Origin of the sequence: Paraburkholderia madseniana (assembly GCF_009690905.1) — a bacterium.
In the GTDB taxonomy this organism is placed as follows: Bacteria; Pseudomonadota; Gammaproteobacteria; order Burkholderiales; family Burkholderiaceae; genus Paraburkholderia; species Paraburkholderia madseniana.
This window is the reverse complement of the sequence record NZ_VOSW01000076.1, coordinates 1-19,278: the sequence shown is the minus strand read 5'-3', so window position 1 is coordinate 19,278 and position 19,278 is coordinate 1. Positions and strand designations below refer to the sequence as shown.

Genomic DNA, 19,278 nt, shown 5'->3' with positions numbered 1-19,278 from the left:
GAAACGCCGGGCCGTCCCAAGTTTCCTTGCCCCCCTCGGGGGGCCTGGCGCGGAGCGCCAGGGTTGGGGGCGCTCTTACGCCTTGCGCGGCGGCTGTTTCATATTTGCCGCGATTATAAGCCAGCAAAAGACGAGTCCCGAGCAAGTAAAAAACACCGCGCTCTGACCGTCCGCCTTGAGCAGCCAGCCGCCGACCACCCCACCCAGCGCAAGACCGATCGACTGCGTGGTGTTGTACACGCCCGCCGCCGCGCCCTTGCGGGTTCCCGGCGCCAGTTTCGACACCAGCGAAGGCTGTGACGCTTCAAGAATATTGAAGCCCAAAAAGTAGACAAAGAGGATCGCCGCCACAGTCAGAATCGTATGCGGTGCGACGCCCAACAACAACTGTCCGATCAGGATAAGACCGATCGCGGAAAGCAGCACGATTTTCATTTTTCCGCGTTTTTCGGCGGCGATGATCGCCGGGACCATCATCACGAATGAGAGGCCCATCACCGGCAAATACACCTTCCAGTGCGACGCGACCGGCAGGCCACCGGCTTCGAGAATACGCGGCACGACGAGGAACAACGCAGTTTGCGTGGCGTGCAGCACGAGCACGCCGAAGTTCAGGCGCAGCAGTTCGACGTTATGCAGCACCTCGGCGAACGGCGCGCGCACATGCACTGGCTTGGGCGCATCCGGCACGACCCACAGCACGAGGCCGATCGCCAGAATCGAGAAAATGCCGACCAGCGTGAACAGGCCGCTCATGCCGACCCACTGGAACACGATCGGCGCACCGACGATCGCCACCGCGAACGAAACGCCAATACTGCCGCCGACCATCGCCATCGCCTTGGTGCGATGCTCTTCGGAGGTGAGATCGGCGATAAACGCGATCACCGCGGACGACACCGCGCCCATGCCCTGAATCACCCGCCCGACGATGATCCACGTCATGTCGTGCGCACCCGCCGCGACGAAGCTGCCAAGCGCGAAAATCAGGAGACCGATCGCAATGACCGGTTTGCGGCCGACCTTGTCGGAGATCCAGCCATAGAAGATGTACAGCATCGACTGCGTCACGCCGTACGCACCCAGCGCGATCCCCACCAGCAGCACGTTGTCGCCGCCGGGGATGGTCTTCGCGTAGATCGAGAACACCGGCATGATCATGAAGAGACCGAGCATGCGCAGCGCGAAGATGGCGGCGAGCGACACGGTCGCGCGCATTTCAGGCGCGCTCATGCGTGAGGATGTTGCGGACGGATTGGACATCGGGAACGTTCTTTGAATGAGCGGGGCGGCAAACATACGGCGCGGCATTCGGGCCGGCGGCCTTGCCAGACGCTCGTCCGGCGCCTCGCGGCGCCTTGTACTCGCGAAAAAGGGCCCCAGTTAGACCTCTTTCCCGCGGCGCTGGACCGCAGCCTTACAGCTTGCCTTGCACCTTGTTCGGGCTGTCAGGAAGCCGTAACGGCGGTCTTGAAAAGTCGTTATAGTAGCAGGTTTAGCCTCCTCCTCTTTCCGCCAGGTCACGGGCCAAGTCTTGGAATAACGCGTGGAACAAATCCGTATCCGTGGGGCTCGCACCCACAACCTGAAGAACGTCAATCTCGACCTCCCACGTCACAAGCTCGTCGTGATTACGGGCCTATCCGGCTCGGGTAAATCGTCGCTGGCGTTCGACACGCTCTACGCGGAAGGACAGCGGCGCTACGTCGAAAGTCTCTCCGCCTACGCCCGCCAGTTCCTGCAATTGATGGAAAAGCCAGACGTCGATCTGATCGAAGGCCTGTCGCCGGCGATCTCGATCGAACAGAAGGCGACCTCGCACAATCCGCGTTCCACGGTTGGCACCGTCACCGAAATTCACGACTATCTGCGGCTATTGTTCGCACGGGTCGGCACGCCGTACTGTCCGGACCACGAAATTCCGCTGGAAGCGCAAAGCGTCTCGCAGATGGTCGACGCGGCGCTCGCCCTGCCGGAAGAGACCAAGCTGATGATCCTCGCGCCGGTGGTGGCGAACCGCAAAGGCGAGCACGTCGAGCTTTTCGAAGAGATGCAGGCGCAGGGCTTCATCCGTTTTCGCGTCCGCTCGGGCGGCGGCACGGCCAACGAAGGCGTCGCGAAGATCTATGAAGTCGACTCGCTGCCGAAGCTCAAAAAAAACGACAAGCACACGATCGACGTGGTCGTCGACCGGTTGAAAGTGCGCGGCGATATGAAGCAGCGCCTCGCCGAATCGTTCGAAACGGCGCTGCGTCTCGCCGACGGCCGCGCGATCGCGCTGGAAATGGATACGGACAAGGAGCATCTGTTCAGCTCGAAGTTCGCCTGCCCGATCTGCTCGTATTCGCTGCAAGAACTGGAGCCACGCCTCTTCTCGTTCAACAACCCGATGGGTGCGTGCCCGGAGTGCGACGGCCTCGGCCAGATCACCTTCTTCGATCCGAAGCGGGTTGTCGCGCATCCGTCGCTGTCGCTGGCGGCGGGCGCGGTGAAGGGCTGGGACCGGCGTAACCAGTTTTACTTCCAGATGCTGCAAAGTCTCGCGGCGTTCTACGAGTTCGACATCGACACGGCCGTCGAAGACCTGCCGGAGAAAGTCCGCAAGATTCTGCTGTTCGGTTCGGGCAAGCAGGAGATTCCGTTCTCGTACATCAACGAACGCGGCCGCACTTCCGTGCGCGAGCATGTGTTCGAAGGCATCATCCCGAACCTGGAGCGGCGTTACCGCGAGACCGATTCGGTCGCGGTGCGCGAAGAGCTCGCCAAGTATCAGAACAACCAGCCCTGCCCCGCTTGCGCCGGCACGCGGCTGCGTCGGGAAGCCCGCTTCGTGCGGATCGGCTCGAACAGCGACGCGCGCGGCATCTTCGAAATCAGCGGCTGGCCGTTGCGCGACGCGCTCGGCTATTTCCAGACGCTGCGGCTCGAAGGTTCAAAGCGCGAGATCGCTGACAAGGTCGTCAAGGAAATCGTCGCGCGCCTGATGTTCCTGAATAACGTCGGGCTCGACTACCTGTCGCTGGAACGCAGCGCGGAAACGCTGTCGGGCGGTGAAGCGCAGCGGATTCGCCTCGCCTCGCAGATCGGTTCGGGTTTGACCGGCGTGATGTACGTGCTGGACGAGCCGTCGATCGGTCTGCATCAGCGCGACAACGATCGGCTGATCGCCACGCTCAAGCATTTGCGAGACCTGGGCAACTCGGTGATCGTCGTCGAGCACGACGAAGACATGATCCGCATGGCCGACTACGTGGTCGACATGGGGCCTGGCGCGGGCGAGCACGGCGGCATGGTGATCGCCGAAGGCACGCCCAAGCAGGTCGAGGCGAACGCGGCTTCGATGACCGGGCAGTACATGTCCGGTGCCCGCAACATCGAATTCCCGGACGAGCGCAAGGAACCGGACGAACGCCGTCTGCGCATCGTCGAGGCGTACGGCAATAATCTGCAGCACGTCTCGCTCGATCTGCCGGTCGGCCTGCTGACCTGTGTGACCGGCGTGTCGGGTTCGGGCAAGTCCACGCTGATTAACGACACGCTGTATCACGCGGTCGCGCATCACCTGTATGGCTCGTCCACCGAGCCGGCGCCGTACGAGTCGATCGAAGGTCTGGAGCATTTCGACAAGGTCATCAACGTCGACCAGTCGCCGATCGGCCGCACGCCGCGCTCGAATCCGGCCACTTACACGGGCCTGTTCACGCCGATCCGCGAGTTGTTTTCGGGCGTGCCTGCGGCGAAAGAACGCGGCTACGAAGCGGGCCGCTTCTCGTTCAACGTGAAGGGCGGCCGCTGCGAATCCTGCCAGGGCGACGGCGTGCTGAAGGTGGAGATGCACTTTCTGCCGGACGTCTACGTTCCCTGCGACGTCTGTCACGGCAAGCGCTACAACCGCGAAACACTGGACGTCCAATACAAAGGCAAGAACATCAGCGAAGTCCTCGACATGACGGTGGAGAACGCCTACGAGTTCTTCAAGCCGGTGCCGGTCGTGGCACGCAAGCTGAAAACCTTGCTAGACGTGGGTCTCGGCTATATCCGGCTAGGCCAGTCGGCCACCACCCTGTCGGGCGGCGAGGCACAGCGCGTCAAACTTTCGTTGGAACTGAGCAAGCGCGACACCGGTCGCACGCTATACATCCTGGACGAGCCGACCACCGGTCTGCACTTTCACGACATCGCATTGCTGCTGGAAGTCATTCATCGTTTGCGAGACCAGGGTAATACTGTCGTGATCATCGAGCATAATCTCGATGTAATAAAAACTGCCGACTGGGTCATCGATCTCGGCCCCGAAGGCGGAGCCGGCGGCGGTCAGATCATTGCGCAAGGCACGCCGGAGCAGGTTGCCAAGTCGAAGGCAAGTTTTACCGGTAAGTATCTGGCGCCTCTGCTGAAACGCATTGCCAGTAGAAAGTAACGCTGCACAACACGGGTTGGAGACGGAATAAGCCATGGCCAAGCGGAATCAGGCGAGCGACGACGGGCAAGTGCAGGACCTCCGCCCACGCCCGGTCAGGCTGACTAGCGACATGAGCCTGCCGAAGCTGTCGGCGGTCGAAATCGGCAGTTATGTGCTGATGCTGATCGGAATGTGGGCGATCATCGAACTGAAGCTGCTCGGCGCCTTGCTGGCCGGGCTGCTCGTGTTTCAACTCGTGCACACCATCGCGCCGCGCATCGAACGGCATATGTCGAGTCAGCGCGCGCGCTGGCTCGCGGTGGTGATCCTCTCGACAGTGATAGTCGGTGCACTGACGGGGTTGACGCTCGGCATCATCGAACATTTCGAGAGCGACGTGCCGAGCGTGCAGAAACTGCTCGACCAGGCGATGCAGTTGATCGACCAGGCGCGCGGCCGGATTCCGCAATTCGTCGCCAACTATCTGCCGGTCGATACAGACCAGATGAAGACCAAGGCTGCCGAGCTGATGCAGACGCATGCGAACATGCTGCAGCAAAGCGGTAAGACCGCGGCGCGCGGCTTCACGCACATTCTGATCGGCATGATCATCGGCGCGATCATCGCGGTCGGGGCGCAGAAGCATATGCAACGGCTGCCGCTGTCCACAGCGTTCGTCACGCGCGTGACACGTTTCGCCGACGCCTTCCGCCGCATCGTATTTGCTCAGGTGAAGATTTCCGCGATCAATGCGGTCTTCACCGGCATCTTTCTGCTGGTGGTCCTGCCGATCTTTCACGACACGCTGCCGCTTTCCAAAACGCTGGTGCTGGTGACGTTTATCGTCGGCTTGCTGCCCGTGATCGGCAATCTGATTTCGAACACGATCATCGTCGCGGTGGCACTCTCGGTGAGCTTTCCGGCGGCGATCATGTCGTTGGTATTCCTGATCCTGATCCACAAGCTGGAGTACTTCCTGAACGCGCGCATCGTTGGTGGTCAGATCGAGGCGCGCGCCTGGGAACTGCTGATCGCAATGCTCGTGATGGAAGCCGCGTTCGGCATCCCCGGCGTGGTTGCGGCGCCGATCTTCTATGCGTATATCAAGCGGGAATTGATTTATCTGCGGCTGGTGTGAGCGTCAACCAGACTGCGATCCGGGCTTAGCGGACGAGCGAAAAGCGGCACTTCGGTGCCGTTTTTTTTGCGTCGACGGTGTTCAGGTGGTCAGATCCACGCGGCGCCAATCGCTTACTAAAAACTTGCGGCAGGCCACTCGCTTCACATAAGATGCGAACAATTCCCATTTACATTTCGACACCGTGATTCGCCGTTTCCCCTCATTTTCCATTCCGCCGGCTCGCCCATGAGGCGGCAACTCGTCCGCCTGCACCGCTGGTTCGGTGTCGCCATTGCGCTGTTTCTGTTCGTCGCCGGCCTGACCGGCGCGATCATCGAGTGGGATCACGAACTCGATGCGGCGCTGAACCCGTCGTTCTTCAAAGCGCGCACCGCCGGCCCGGCGCTACTGGGACTCGAGTTGGCCCGCCGCGTCGAAGCGGCCGATCCGCGCCTGCAGGTGACGTATCTGCCGCTCGACGCTGAACCCGGCCACACGCTGCAGATGATGGTGCTGCCGCGCACCGACCCCGCGACGAAGCAGCCCTACCCGCTCGACTTCAACCAGATTGCCGTCGACCCCGCCACCGGCGACATCCAGGGGCGGCGCGAGTGGGGCGCCGTTTCACTCGCGCGGCTCAATCTGATTCCGTTCATCTACAAGCTGCACTACACGCTGCAATTGCCGTTCACCGGCGGCGTCGATATCGGCACGTGGCTAATGGGCATCGTTGGGATCGTGTGGCTGTTCGACAGCGTGGTCGCCCTTTGGCTATCGTTTCCGAGCCTCAAGGCATGGCGCAAGTCGTTCGCATTTCGTCTCGGGCGCGGCGGCTATGCGCTCACCTTCGATCTGCATCGCTCGGGCGGCGTGTGGATCTGGGGCTTGCTGGTGATCGTCGCGCTAACGTCCGTATCGATGAATCTCGCCGGGCCCGTGGTTCGGCCAGTCGTGTCGCTAGTCTCAAAGCTCACGCCGGATCCGATCAACAACCCGGAAATTCTGCGTGCGCCGCAGCCAGGCGACCAGGTACTGAGCCGCGAGCGCATCGTGCAACTAGCCGAGCAAGCCGGTAAGGCGCAGAACCTGAAGGTGCCACCTGGCGGCGTCTACTACGCGGAATTCCTGCACGCCTACGGCGTCGGCTTCTACGCAAGCGGCGACGATCACGGCGACATCGGCCTCGGCAATCCGTGGATGTATTGGGACGCGGCCACCGGCAAACTGCTCGGCGCGCAGATCCCCGGCAAGGGCACGGCGGGCGACATCTTCATGCAGGTGCAATTCCCGCTGCACTCGGGACGCATTCTCGGTCTCGGCGGGCGGATTCTGATTAGCGCGGTGGGGATTGCGGTCGCGGTGCTGAGCGCAACGGGACTGCTGATCTGGCTAAAGAAACTGAATGCGCGCCGCCGTTCGGCACAAAACGCTCGGCTCGCGCTGGACGCGCGGGATGCGGGTGGCACCGCAATGCAGCCCTGATCTGAAGAGGGCGCGCCCGACTCATTCGGCGCAAGCTTGCAGCGGGGTGATGCGGCCACGGTTTGGCCGCCCCACTGCAAGCGCATTAACTACGCTTAACGAAACACCACCGTCTTGCTGCCGTTCAACACGACGCGATGCTCGACGTGCCACTTCACCGCGCGCGCAAGCGTCACGCATTCGACGTCGCGGCCGATCGCCGTCAGTTGCTCCGGCGTCATGCTGTGGTCGACACGCTCCACGCCCTGCTCGATGATCGGACCTTCGTCGAGATCCGTCGTCACGTAGTGAGCCGTTGCACCGATCAGCTTCACACCGCGGTCAAACGCCTGGTAATACGGCTTCGCACCCTTGAAGCTCGGCAGGAACGAATGGTGAATATTGATCGCGCGGCCGGCGAGCGATTCGCACAGTTGCGGCGACAGAATCTGCATGTAGCGCGCGAGCACCACCAGATCGGCTTGATGCTCGTCGATCACTTCGAGGACGCGCGCTTCCTGCGCGGCCTTCGCGTCGGGTGTGCCGCCCATCAGCGGGAAGTGATGGAACGGGATGTCGTAGCTGGCCGCAAGTTGATAGAACTCCTTGTGGTTCGAGATGATCGCCGGAATCTCGATACCCAATTGACCGGTGCGATAGCGGAACAGCAGGTCGTTCAGGCAATGGCCGATCTTCGACACCATGATGATGACGCGCGGCTTCACCGACGCATCGTGCAATTCCCAGCGCATACCGAACTGCTCAGCGAGCGTGGCGAACGACGTACGCAACACGTCCTGGCCCGGATCGCCACCGACCTGCTGGAAATGCACACGCATGAAGAACTCGCCGGTGCGGCTGTCGCCGAACTGTGCGGAGTCGAGAATATTGCTGCCACGTTCGAACAGAAAGCCCGAAACCGCGTGGACGATGCCGGGCCGGTCGGCGCACGACAGTTTGAGGATAAAGCTGTGATCGGTCGACATGACCTGGGTGACTCCCTTCTTCAGTGCGTGGTTTGTTCGGTGTGTCTTATTCGATGCAGCGTGCTACAGCGTGACCTGGCTTGCCCGCCGTACCCGCGCCCAACTAGCGCTTACGCAAGCACCGGTGGCGCGAACAGCGTCTCGATGCCCGGACACGCGTCTTCATCGATCCAGCGGCGGCGCAGCAGGCAATCCAGCGTGGCGAGACTCGCATCCACGGTCATCGCGCCTTCTTCGATCCAGCGCGCCACTTCGTCGATGCGCGCGAGCCGGTGTTCGCCCACTTCGCCATCTTGATTGCGCGGCGCGAAATCGGCCGGCAGCGCCAGGTCGTAGATAAAAATCTGTTCGGCCTGCGTGCCTTCCGGCAACGATTGCAGCACATGCGCGGTGCGCCCGGCCGTGGCGCGCGCGGCGATCTCCTCGGGAATGCCAGCTTCTTCCCAGCATTCCTTGATGATCGTCGCCTCGATGCCGAAGCCCCAGCCGATCCCGCCAGCGACGACATTGTCGAGCATGCCTGGGTCGGTGGCCTTGGTGTCGCTGCGGCGCGCGATCCACAATTGCGGGGCGCCATCCGCGTATTCTACGACGCCGTTCAGATGCACCGCGTAGGTCATCGTGCCGAAGAAGCGCGACGCCGCGCGTTCGATGTAGGCGAGCGGCGGCGCATCGAACGCATTGCGAATCGCGTAAGTCTCGTTGCGCCAGCCGGGAATGCGGCCATCGGCGGCAAGTGCACCGATCACGGAACCGAGCGCTGCGCTGCGCAGATCGACGGTATTGAACACAGGTGCGAGCGTGACGCGCGTACTGTCGATTTCAAACACATCGGGCCAGCGCGCGAGCAACGGAACATCGGTCGAGCGAATCCAGCCGACCTGCTCGGCGTCGATCCAGAACGGCAGATGCGCGTCTATGTCGAAGTGGCGCGCGGCGGTGATGCAAGGCAAAGTCATTCAAAGCTCCAAACTGGTCTTCTGCCGCGTTCGGTTGGTGTCAGCCGGGGCAGCAGCTTCAATCGCGTCAATCACGCAAGGCAACGCGAATCCCAATCGCGATGAACGTCGCACCAGCAAGCCGATCAAGCCACACGCCCACGCGCGGCCGGCGCTTCAGCCAGCCGCCGATCATCCCCGCACACACGCCGAACAGCGAAAACACCACCACGGTCTGCAACATGAACAACACGCCGAGTTCGAGCATCTGCACCGTGACGCTTTGCGTGCCGCGCGGCTGCACGAATTGCGGCAGGAACACGACGAAGAACAGCGTCACCTTCGGATTCAGCAGATTGCCGAGCACGCTCTGGCGAAACACCGCGTTCAACGGTTGCGGCGCGCGCTCGTGCGCTGTGGCGAGGCCCTGGCTGCGCAACGCCTTGATGCCGATCCAGATCAGATAGGCGGCGCCGGCCAGCTTGATCACTTCAAACGCAACCGGCGACGAACGCAGCAACGCGGCCACGCCAAGCGCGGCCAACGTGGTGTGAAACGTGATGCCGGCGGCAAAGCCGAGCGCGGCGACGAGTCCCGCCGCGCGGCCTTGTGAGATGCCACGCGCGAGCACTTGCAGATTGTCGGGGCCGGGCGCCATCGTGATAGCGATCGAGGTTGCGAGGAACAACAGGAAGTTGGGCATCTTTTCTTACCTTTGTTGTATGCAGGAAGAAGTTGGCATCCAGCGCTCAATGGCCGCCGAATTCAGTCACCGTATAGAGCGGCAGGCCCGCTTTACGCAGCAAGGCCGAGCCGCCGAGGTCAGGCAGATCGATAATCGCCGCCCCTTCGATCACCACCGCGCCGAGCCGCTCAAGCAGAATCTTGCCGGCCATCATCGTGCCGCCGGTGGCGATCAGATCGTCGATGATCACGACGCGGTCGCCCGGCTTGCAGGCGTCCTCGTGAATCTCGACGGTCGCGGTGCCGTATTCGAGTTCATAGGATTGCGCGACCCGCTTGTACGGCAGCTTGCCCTGCTTGCGGATCGGAATGAAGCCGAGGTTCAGCTCGTAAGCCAGAATCGGCCCGATGATGAAGCCGCGCGCGTCCAGCCCGGCGATGTAGTCGAGCTTCGCGTCGATATAGCGCTGGACGAACAGATCGATCAGCACGCGCAGCGACTTCGGCTCCTGCAGGAGCGGCGTGATATCGCGAAACTGCACGCCCGGCTGTGGCCAGTCGGGCACCGTGCGGATGTGGCTTTTGATGTAGTCGGCCGCAGCGAGCGGCGCGCTCGCGAGCGCGTTGGACATGATGTCTCCGGATGGACCTCGGTGGGTCCGATGAAAGGCTAAATCAGGTGCGGCCGGCTTAGGCGCGGCCCGCAACACCGGTCTGGCGAAACCACTCCAAGCAACGCCACGCCGGTCGCACCGTTATTGCTAAGCCGCAGCGGCACCTGCGCGGCGGTGCTTCGAGAGCAGCTCTTCGGCTTCGGCCAACTGTTCGGGCAGACCGCGCAACACCACGATGTCGCTCGCGCGCAGCTTGGTGGACGGGTCCGGCTCGACGCCACGAATGCCGTGCCTGCGAATCGCCGTCACCTCGACGCCCAGATCGAACAGGCCCAATTCCGCCAGCGTTCGGCCCACCGCGTCCGAGTTTTCGTCGACCGGGACCGATTGTAGCCGCACCTGTTCGTGGCCGTCGTCGTCTTCCATGTCGTCCGCGCCGTGGAAATAGCCGCGCAGCAGCGCGTAGCGCTCGTCGCGCATTTCCTCGACCCGCCGCACCACGCGCCGCATCGGCACGCCCATCAGCACCAGCGTGTGCGAGGCCAGCATCAGACTGCCCTCGACGATTTCCGGAATCACCTCGGTCGCGCCGGCGGCCAGCAGCTTTTCCAGATCGGCATCGTCGACGGTACGAACGATCACCGGCAGCGTGGGCTCCAGCTCGTGAATATTGTGTAACACGCGCAATGCCGACGGCGTGTTCGCGTAGGTAATCGCGATCGCCGCGGCGCGATGGATACCGGCGGCAAGCAGCGATTCGCGCCGCCCCGCATCGCCGAACACCACAGACTCACCTGCTGCCGCCGCGGCCTGCACGCGATCGGGGTCCAGGTCCAACGCGACATACGACAGACCTTCATGCTCCAGCATGCGCGCCAGATTCTGCCCGGCCCGGCCGTAGCCGCAAATGATCACGTGACCGCTTTGCTTCAGGCTCTGCGTTGCAATGCGCGTCATCTGCAAGGACTGCATCATCCATTCAGTCGACGACAGCCGCAGCACGATTCGATCGGCGTTCTGGATCATGAAGGGCGCGGCCAGCATCGACAGCAGCATCGCCGCGAGAATCGCCTGCAGCAGGGTGGCGTCGACAAGATGCTTGTCGAGAATCAGGTTCAGCAGCACGAAGCCGAACTCGCCGGCTTGCGCAAGGCCGATACCGGTGCGCATCGCGACACCCGGCGACGCACCGAAGAGGCGCGAGAGCCCGGTCACCATCACCGCCTTCAGCAGGATCGGGCCGACCAGGAAGCCGAGCACGATGAACGGATGCTCCCAGATCACACGCGGATTCAGCAGCATGCCGGTCGTGACGAAGAAGAGGCCCAGCAGCACGTCGCGAAACGGCTTGATGTCCTCTTCCACCTGATGCCGGTAAGGCGTTTCGGCGATCAACATGCCGGCGATGAACGCGCCGAGCGCGAGCGACAGGCCGAACTTGTCCGTGATGAACGCCGCGCCGAGCGTCACCAGCAGCAGGTTGAGAATGAACAGTTCCTGCGAACGGCGCCGCGCGACCACGTTGAACCAGCGCGTCATGAAGCGCTGACCCACTATTAACAATAGCGCCAACGCCACAACGATCTTGATGGCGGCCACCCCGAGCGCGCTGACGAGATCTTTCGAATCGCCGCCCAGCGCCGCGATCACGATCAACAGCGGCACCACCGCCAGATCCTGGAACAGCAGCACACCGAAGATGTTGCGGCCGTGCTCGGTTTCGATCTCGAGCCGCTCGGCCAGCATCTTGCTGACGATCGCCGTCGACGACATTGCCAGCGCGCCGCCCAGCGCCACGCTCGCCTGCCACGTGATATGCACCCAGCGCTCCAGCACGAAGCCGAGCGTGACCGCCACGGCAATCGTGCCGATCACCTGCAACAGGCCTAAGCCGAACACGAGTCGGCGCATCGAGCGCAGTTTGGAAAGCGAAAACTCCAGCCCGATCGAAAACATCAGGAACACGACGCCGAACTCGGCGAGATTCTGCGCGCCCGCCGAATCCGGAATCAAACCGAACGCGTGCGGCCCAACGACGATGCCGACCGTCAGATAGCCGAGCATCGGCGGAAGATTCAGAAAGCGAAAAGTCACCACTCCGGCCACTGATGCCAGCAGCAGGAACAGCGTCATTTCGAGGGGGGAAATCATCGGCTAAAACGCATCGGTAAAGCGTCCTCGTTCGTCAGCGGAACCGCGCACGAGAAACGCCGTGCGACAAGGTTGAGGGGCCGGTAAAGGCAGCAATAAAGACAGCGGCTTGGCACAGCAGGCCCGGCGCGGCGAACAAGCGCCTTTGCTATACTCCGCGAATGATAGCGAAAATCAATGGCGACCGGGCACTCGCGCTCGCTCGCGACGTGCTCGACATCGAAGCGGACGCCGTGCGCGCGCTTCGCGATCAACTCGACGATGGTTTCGTCGGGGCGGTCGACTTCATCCTGGGTTGCCGTGGACGCGTTGTCGTTTCCGGCATCGGCAAATCCGGCCACGTGGCTCGCAAGCTCGCGGCCACGCTCGCCAGCACCGGCACACCGGCGTTCTTCGTTCACCCGGCGGAAGCGAGTCATGGCGACCTCGGCATGGTGACGGCAGACGACGTGTTCCTCGCGCTGTCCAATTCCGGCGAAACTGAAGAACTCGTGGCGATCCTGCCGCTCATCAAGCGGCTCGGTGCGAAGCTGATTGCGATGACGGGCCGTCCGTCGTCGAGTCTCGCACAACTGGCCGACGTGCATCTGAATTCTGGCGTGTCAAAAGAAGCCTGTCCGATGAATCTTGCGCCCACCGCCAGCACCACCGCCGCGCTCGCGCTCGGCGATGCGCTCGCGGTCGCGGTGCTGGACGCGCGCGGCTTTGGCGCGGACGACTTCGCCCGCTCGCATCCGGGCGGCGCGCTCGGCCGGCGCCTGCTGACTTATGTGCGCGACGTGATGCGCACCGACGACCAGGTGCCGAAGGTGACGCCTGACGCGACCGTGCGCGACGCATTGTTCCAGTTGACCGCCAAACGCATGGGCATGACGGCGATCGTCGATCACAACGATCACGTAACCGGCATCTTCACCGACGGCGACCTGCGCCGCGTGCTCGAACGCGACGGCGATTTCCGCGAACTGTCGATTGCCTCGGTCATGACCGCCGGCCCGCGCACCATTGGTCCGGATCACCTTGCTGTCGAAGCCGTGGAACTGATGGAGCGCCACCGCATCAATCAGATGCTGGTCGTCGACGAAGCAGGCAAGCTGATCGGCGCACTCAACATGCACGACCTGTTCTCGAAGAAGGTGATCTGATGCCCGTCGCCCCCCTTACCGCCACTGAACGCGCAAGCCGCGTCAAGCTGATGATTTTCGACGTCGACGGCGTGCTGACCGACGGCGGCCTGTTGTTTACGGCGGAAGGCGACACGATGAAGGGCTTCAACTCGATGGACGGCCACGGCATGAAGCTGCTGCGCCAGGCCGGCATCGAAACGGCGATCATCACCGGGCGCAAGTCGGGCATCGTCGCGGTGCGGGCGAAGGAAATGAACATCGCCCACGTCTATCAGGGCGTGCAAGACAAACCCCAGGCGTTCGCCGACCTGCTCAAGCAAACCGGCATGACGGCGGAAGAATGCGGCTATATGGGCGACGACTGGGTCGATCTCGGCGTGATGCTGAAGGTCGGCTTCGCGGCGGCGCCGGCCAATTCGCATCCTGAAGTGATTGCGCGTGCCCATTGGGTCAGCGAGGCGCGTGGCGGCCACGGCGCGGCGCGCGAAGTCTGCGACACCCTGCTGCGCGCGCAGCACAAATATGAGGCGCTGCTCGCGGCAGCCTGTAGCGGCGAACAGCGAGGCCTCGTCGGATGAATCGGTTTCGCTGGACCTCACTGATTCCGCTCGTCGCGATGGCCGCCCTCGCCGGCATTACATGGTGGCTGCTGCAAGCCACGCTGCCGCGGCAGAACGAAGGCGTGGCGCGCCCCAAGGAGCACACGCCCGACTACTTCGCGGACAAATTCTCGGTTTCCGAACTTGATCAATCGGGCTCGACGCAATACCGCCTGACCGCACAGTCCCTGATTCATTACGAGGATGACGAGCTGAGCGACCTGGTCAAGCCGGCCATGCGCGCCTTCCAGCCCGGCAAGCCGATCGTCACCGCGACCGGCGACACTGGCAAGGTGAACGGTGACGCCTCGATCGTCGATCTGTACGACAACGCGCGCATCGTGCGGGCCGCCGGCAACGGCGATCCGCAGATGCAGGCAGATTCGCAGCATTTTAGGGTGCTGGTCAACGACGATGTGATCGAGACCGAAAAGCCGGTTAAACTTCAGCGCGGCATGTCTGTGATGACTGCCAGCGGCATGAACTACAACAACGTCACCCGGGTGATGCAGCTGTTCGGCAATGTGAAGGGCGCGATTGCCGCGTCCGAAGGCTCCGTCAGCTCGCCCAAGCAACCCGGGTAATCCATTCCAGGCGTGACTGCATGAACGAATCGTTCCCCCGTTTTGATACCGGCCGCTCGCGCACCCTGTCCGCGTGCCGCGCCGGACTCGCTGCGCTGATTGTCGCGCTGCCGCTTGCCGGCTTCGCGCCGCTTGCGCACGCCGACCGCGCCGACAAGGACAAGCCGCTGAACGTCGAAGCGGACAATATGACTTACGACGACCTCAAACAGGTCAATATCTTCACCGGCCACGTGGTCGCCACCAAAGGCACGATCGTGATCAGGGCCGATCGGGTCGAAGTGACGCAAGATCCGCAGGGCTACCAGTACGCCACCGGCACGTCGAGCGGCGGCAATCTGTCGTATTTCCGCCAGAAGCGCGAAGGCCTCGATGAATACATCGAAGGCACGGCCATCCGGATCGACTACGACGGCAAGCAGGATCTGACCACGCTCACCACCAACGCCACCGTCAAGCGCCTGCAAGGCCTCTCGACGGTGATGGACCAGGTGCACGGCAGCGTCATTACCTATGACGGCCAGAGCGACTTCTACACCGCGAAGGCGGGTAAGGACGTCGCCGGCCCGGGCAACCCGACCGGCCGCGTGCGCGCCATGCTGGCGCCACGCAATGGCGGCGCAGCGCCCTTGAACGGCGCGTCGGCCACGCTCGCGCCGTCCACCACGATCCAGGGAGCACCGAACCAGTGAGTTCCTCCGCGTCCCTCCCGAATCGCAAACCGGCCGGCACCAGCAGTTCGCTGGCGGTCCGCAACCTGAAGAAGCGCTACGGCTCACGCACGGTCGTCAAAGACGTCTCGCTCGACGTGAAAAGCGGCGAAGTGGTCGGCCTGCTCGGCCCCAACGGCGCCGGCAAGACCACCTCGTTCTATATGATCGTCGGCCTCGTGCCGCTCGATGCGGGTGAAATCGACCTGGACGGCAAGTCGATCAGCTTGCTGCCGATTCACAAGCGTGCGTCATTGGGCTTGTCGTATCTGCCGCAGGAAGCGTCGGTGTTCCGCAAGCTCAGCGTCGAGGAAAACATTCGCGCGGTGCTGGAATTGCAGGTCGAAGACAACGGCAAGCGGCTCAGCAAGGACACGATCACGAACCGCACTGAAGCCTTGCTCGACGAACTGCAGATCGCTCACCTGCGTGAAAATCCGGCGCTGTCGCTGTCGGGTGGCGAGCGCCGGCGGGTTGAAATTGCCCGTGCGCTGGCCACCAATCCGAGCTTTATTCTGCTCGACGAACCGTTCGCGGGCGTCGATCCGATCGCGGTGCTGGAAATCCAGAAGATCGTCAAGTTTCTGAAGCAGCGCAATATCGGCGTGCTGATCACCGACCACAACGTGCGCGAAACCCTCGGCATCTGTGATCACGCCTACATCATCAGCGACGGCAGCGTGCTGGCCGCCGGTGCGCCGAGCGACATCATCGAAAACGAAAGCGTGCGGCGCGTCTATCTGGGCGAGCACTTCCGCATGTAAGTGCACAAAGGATTGCCGGCGGTGCGAGCATGCATCCGCCGGACCCTTTGCGGCATCCGCACATCAGCATTTTTGACCTGGGCTGTCCCGCGCCCAGCGCCGCCGAAACGGGCGCACGCGTAATTGCGAGTGTCGCAATGTATCGCGGTCGTGGCAAACTCTCTACAATGAATCTCAACTTGCCATGAAAGCCAGCCTCCAACTCCGCCTATCGCAGCATCTTGCGCTGACCCCGCAACTGCAGCAGTCCATCCGGCTGCTTCAGCTGTCCACGCTCGAACTGCAGCAGGAAGTCGCAATGGCGATCTCGCAGAATCCGCTCCTCGAGAATGAGGACGACTGGATCGCGAGTCCCCTGCGCGTGGCGGCCGACGGCTCGCTGATCACCCAGGCGCCCAATTCCGCCCCACCGCCCGACCAGATGGGCGGCAATACGTCGTCTTCGTCCACCAGCAGCAGCGAGCGCGCCGAGAACGGCGAGCCGCAGGGTGTCGACGAATACAACGGCCTCGCGAGCGACAACAACGGCGACGCGTCGCAATGGGATCTTGGCGACTACGGCCGCTCCGGCAACGCCTCAGACGACGACGATCTGCCGCCGCTGCAAATCCACGAATCGAGCACCTCGCTGCGCGATCACCTGATGGCGCAACTTCGCGTCACCCAGGCGAGCCAGCGCGACCGCGCGCTGATCACCTTCCTGATCGAATCGCTCGACGACGACGGCTATCTCGCCGCCACGCTCGAGGAAGTGCTGACCGATCTGCCCGAAGAGCTCGAGGTCGATCTCGACGAAATGAACGCCGCGCTTGCGCTGCTGCATAGCTTCGACCCGGCAGGGGTCGGCGCGCGCTCCGCGTCCGAGTGCCTCAAGCTGCAATTGCTGCGGCTCGAACAGTCGTCTACGCGCACGCTTGCGCTCGACATCGTCGCCCATCATCTGGAACTGCTCGCGGCGCGCGATTTCACGCGCCTGCGCAAACACCTGAAGGCGAACGACGACGATCTACGCGATGCGCATGTGTTGATCCGCTCGCTCGAGCCGTTTCCCGGCGCCGCTTACGGCAAGGCGGAAGCGGACTACGTCGTACCGGACATCATGGTGCGCAAAACGGCACAGGGCTGGCAGGCAGAGCTGAACCCGGAAGTGGTGCCCAAGCTGCGCATCAACCATCTGTACGCGAATATTCTGCGCAATAACCGGGGCGATCCCGGCAGCGGATCGTTGCGCCAGCAACTGCAGGAAGCACGCTGGCTGATCAAAAATATCCAGCAGCGTTTCGAAACGATCCTCCGGGTCGCGCAAGCTATTGTCGAGCGTCAAAAGAGCTTTTTTGTGCACGGCGAAATTGCCATGCGCCCCTTGGTTTTGCGAGAAATTGCTGATACGCTGGGCCTACACGAGTCAACTGTCTCCCGTGTGACAACCGGTAAATACATGCTGACCCCATTCGGGACGCTTGAATTTAAGTACTTCTTCGGATCACACGTTTCGACTGACACGGGCGGCGCGGCGTCTTCCACGGCGATTCGCGCGCTCATCAAGCAACTGATAGGAGCGGAAAACCCGAAATCTCCTCTTTCAGACAGCCGCATAGCCGAACTGCTGGCGGAACAGGGCTTCGTGGTCGCACGGCGTACCGTTGCGAAGTATCGCGAGGCCCTCAAGATTCCGGCAGTCAACCTGCGCAAGTCTCTGTAGCCCGCCGCCTCCCGCGACGGGCATTTACCGGCCGCTCCGCAGTTGGCGGACAGGCCGGCCGATGCGACCTGCCAGAAGTCAGTCACCGGGGGGCGACTCAGGCAAGCCGACAGATCGACCGGACCTTCGTCATCGTGCGGAACAAGCGGCCTCTAGCTTGGAGAAGCACTATGAATCTGCAGATCAGTGGACACCACCTCGAAGTAACGCCTGCGTTGCGCGAATACGTGATCACCAAACTGGATAGGGTGCTAAGACATTTTGATCAGGTCATCGACGGCAGTGTGGTCCTCTCGGTCGACAACCACAAGGAAAAGGAAAAGCGTCAAAAGGTTGAAATCAACCTGCATCTGAAGGGCAAAGATATCTTCGTCGAGAGCTGTGACAGCGATCTCTACGCTGCGATCGATCTGATGATCGACAAGCTCGACCGGCAAGTGATACGCCATAAGGATCGCCTGCAAGGCCATCAGCACGATGCAATCAAGTACCAGCCGGCGCCGCTACTGGACGTGCCGCCGCAATAAGGAAGATTAGAAGGTCTGTTTACTTTCCTTCGTTTTCCTCATTCGCCCGCATTTGCGTATCCCCAGCCAAACCGCCCGAGACCGGGCGGTTTTTCGTTTCGGGGCGCGTTTTTCAGGCAGCCGGGCAGACCGGATCAATCCTGCGAAGAAACCCATGATGCATGGATGGCGCGCCGCACCATCCGTGGCTACCCTGTTCTATAATGTTCCGGTTACCATCGGGGTCGAGTTAGCTCAAACGGAAATCGGTCGGCCGGAGTCCTGCGCTTTCGGACTCCAACGCACGTCGCCGTGAGCCTCAAACGAATGGAACATCACTCAAACGCCCCAGCGAGGAGAACCCAGGCCACGTTTTCGCCTGTCAACATGAATCGTTTAGCCAAATTTCTTCCCCTCGAGAACGTCGTCGTCGGACTATCGGTCACCAGCAAGAAGCGCGTGTTCGAGCAAGCGGGCCTGATCTTCGAGAACCAGAACGGCATCGCCCGTAGCACGGTCACTGACAATCTGTTTGCGCGTGAGCGCCTCGGATCGACGGGGCTTGGTGAAGGCGTCGCGATTCCGCATGGCCGGATCAAAGGCTTGAAGCAGCCGCTCGCCGCATTCGTCCGCCTCGCCGAACCCATCCCCTTCGAATCGCCCGACGGTCAGCCGGTCTCGCTGCTGATCTTCCTGCTCGTGCCCGAGCAGGCCACCCAGCAGCACCTCGAAATTCTCTCGGAAATCGCCCAGTTGCTGTCCGATCGCGAAGCCCGCGAGCGCCTGCACACGGAAGAAGACCGCGAATCGTTGCATCGCCTGCTCACTCAGTGGCAACCTTGATGCATCGGCGGGTGTTCCCACGGCCCCCCTCCACCCCGCCTCCCGCCCGCCGGGGCGGGGGAGGGAGGGGGGGGGGGGGGAAAGAAG

At 62.4% G+C, this 19,278-nt stretch carries 17 protein-coding genes; 11 read left to right on the top strand and 6 right to left on the bottom strand.

The window, feature by feature from the left end; all coding sequences use genetic code 11:
- Positions 1 to 75: 75 nt before the first annotated feature.
- On the bottom strand, positions 76 to 1,263 hold the full coding sequence (locus FSO04_RS31845) for an MFS transporter (protein ID WP_154565570.1): 1,188 nt from the start codon (positions 1,261 to 1,263) through the stop codon (positions 76 to 78).
- Positions 1,264 to 1,546: 283 nt separating this feature from the next.
- Between FSO04_RS31845 and uvrA the strand changes: the two genes are divergently transcribed.
- From uvrA to FSO04_RS31830, 3 genes are all read left to right on the top strand, one after another.
- A complete protein-coding gene (uvrA, locus tag FSO04_RS31840) occupies positions 1,547 to 4,420 on the top strand; it encodes an excinuclease ABC subunit UvrA (protein ID WP_168435918.1) in 2,874 nt (957 codons plus the stop codon).
- Between the two features lie 34 nt (positions 4,421 to 4,454).
- Entirely contained in the window at positions 4,455 to 5,540 is a 1,086-nt protein-coding gene (locus tag FSO04_RS31835; RefSeq protein ID WP_154565569.1) for an AI-2E family transporter, read from the top strand.
- Positions 5,541 to 5,768: 228 nt separating this feature from the next.
- Positions 5,769 to 7,004 (top strand): PepSY-associated TM helix domain-containing protein, encoded by a 1,236-nt coding sequence (locus tag FSO04_RS31830; protein ID WP_154565568.1) that lies wholly within the window; start codon positions 5,769 to 5,771, stop codon positions 7,002 to 7,004.
- Between the two features lie 95 nt (positions 7,005 to 7,099).
- On the opposite strand, the gene purU is transcribed toward FSO04_RS31830, so the two are convergent.
- The 5 genes from purU to FSO04_RS31805 form a co-directional block, all read right to left on the bottom strand.
- The gene (gene purU / locus FSO04_RS31825; protein ID WP_154565567.1) at positions 7,100 to 7,969 is read right to left on the bottom strand and encodes a formyltetrahydrofolate deformylase; all 870 of its coding nucleotides are present in this window, start codon (positions 7,967 to 7,969) and stop codon (positions 7,100 to 7,102) included.
- A 110-nt stretch (positions 7,970 to 8,079) separates the two neighbouring features.
- A complete protein-coding gene (locus tag FSO04_RS31820; protein WP_154565566.1) occupies positions 8,080 to 8,928 on the bottom strand; it encodes an NUDIX hydrolase in 849 nt (282 codons plus the stop codon).
- A gap of 67 nt (positions 8,929 to 8,995) precedes the next feature.
- A complete protein-coding gene (locus tag FSO04_RS31815) occupies positions 8,996 to 9,610 on the bottom strand; it encodes a LysE family translocator (RefSeq protein WP_154565565.1) in 615 nt (204 codons plus the stop codon).
- A gap of 46 nt (positions 9,611 to 9,656) precedes the next feature.
- Positions 9,657 to 10,223, bottom strand: a complete 567-nt coding sequence (locus tag FSO04_RS31810; RefSeq protein WP_154565564.1) for an adenine phosphoribosyltransferase — start codon at positions 10,221 to 10,223, stop codon at positions 9,657 to 9,659.
- Positions 10,224 to 10,352: 129 nt separating this feature from the next.
- Positions 10,353 to 12,356, bottom strand: a complete 2,004-nt coding sequence (locus tag FSO04_RS31805; protein ID WP_154565563.1) for a monovalent cation:proton antiporter family protein — start codon at positions 12,354 to 12,356, stop codon at positions 10,353 to 10,355.
- Between the two features lie 161 nt (positions 12,357 to 12,517).
- Between FSO04_RS31805 and kdsD the strand changes: the two genes are divergently transcribed.
- The 8 genes from kdsD (at position 12,518) to FSO04_RS31765 (ending at position 19,191) form a co-directional block, all read left to right on the top strand.
- Positions 12,518 to 13,501: an arabinose 5-phosphate isomerase KdsD gene (gene kdsD / locus FSO04_RS31800; RefSeq protein WP_154565562.1), complete on the top strand. Its 984-nt coding sequence runs from the start codon at positions 12,518 to 12,520 to the stop codon at positions 13,499 to 13,501.
- Positions 13,501 to 14,061 (top strand): KdsC family phosphatase, encoded by a 561-nt coding sequence (locus tag FSO04_RS31795; RefSeq protein ID WP_154565561.1) that lies wholly within the window; start codon positions 13,501 to 13,503, stop codon positions 14,059 to 14,061. The genes kdsD and FSO04_RS31795 overlap by 1 nt, the downstream gene beginning before the upstream one ends.
- Positions 14,058 to 14,666, top strand: a complete 609-nt coding sequence (lptC, locus tag FSO04_RS31790) for an LPS export ABC transporter periplasmic protein LptC (RefSeq protein ID WP_154565560.1) — start codon at positions 14,058 to 14,060, stop codon at positions 14,664 to 14,666. The genes FSO04_RS31795 and lptC overlap by 4 nt, the downstream gene beginning before the upstream one ends.
- A 20-nt stretch (positions 14,667 to 14,686) precedes the next feature.
- Entirely contained in the window at positions 14,687 to 15,358 is a 672-nt protein-coding gene (lptA, locus tag FSO04_RS31785) for a lipopolysaccharide transport periplasmic protein LptA (RefSeq protein ID WP_154565559.1), read from the top strand.
- Positions 15,355 to 16,140: an LPS export ABC transporter ATP-binding protein gene (gene lptB / locus FSO04_RS31780; RefSeq protein ID WP_168435917.1), complete on the top strand. Its 786-nt coding sequence runs from the start codon at positions 15,355 to 15,357 to the stop codon at positions 16,138 to 16,140. The genes lptA and lptB overlap by 4 nt, the downstream gene beginning before the upstream one ends.
- 184 nt (positions 16,141 to 16,324) lie before the next feature.
- Positions 16,325 to 17,842 carry an RNA polymerase factor sigma-54 gene (locus tag FSO04_RS31775; protein ID WP_154565558.1) on the top strand — a complete coding sequence of 506 codons (1,518 nt, stop codon included), beginning with the start codon at positions 16,325 to 16,327 and terminating at the stop codon, positions 17,840 to 17,842.
- A 170-nt stretch (positions 17,843 to 18,012) separates the two neighbouring features.
- Positions 18,013 to 18,369, top strand: coding sequence for a ribosome hibernation-promoting factor, HPF/YfiA family (gene hpf / locus FSO04_RS31770; RefSeq protein ID WP_028199089.1), 357 nt, complete (start codon positions 18,013 to 18,015; stop codon positions 18,367 to 18,369).
- Between the two features lie 306 nt (positions 18,370 to 18,675).
- Positions 18,676 to 19,191 carry a PTS sugar transporter subunit IIA gene (locus FSO04_RS31765; protein WP_074285509.1) on the top strand — a complete coding sequence of 172 codons (516 nt, stop codon included), beginning with the start codon at positions 18,676 to 18,678 and terminating at the stop codon, positions 19,189 to 19,191.
- Positions 19,192 to 19,278: the final 87 nt, after the last annotated feature.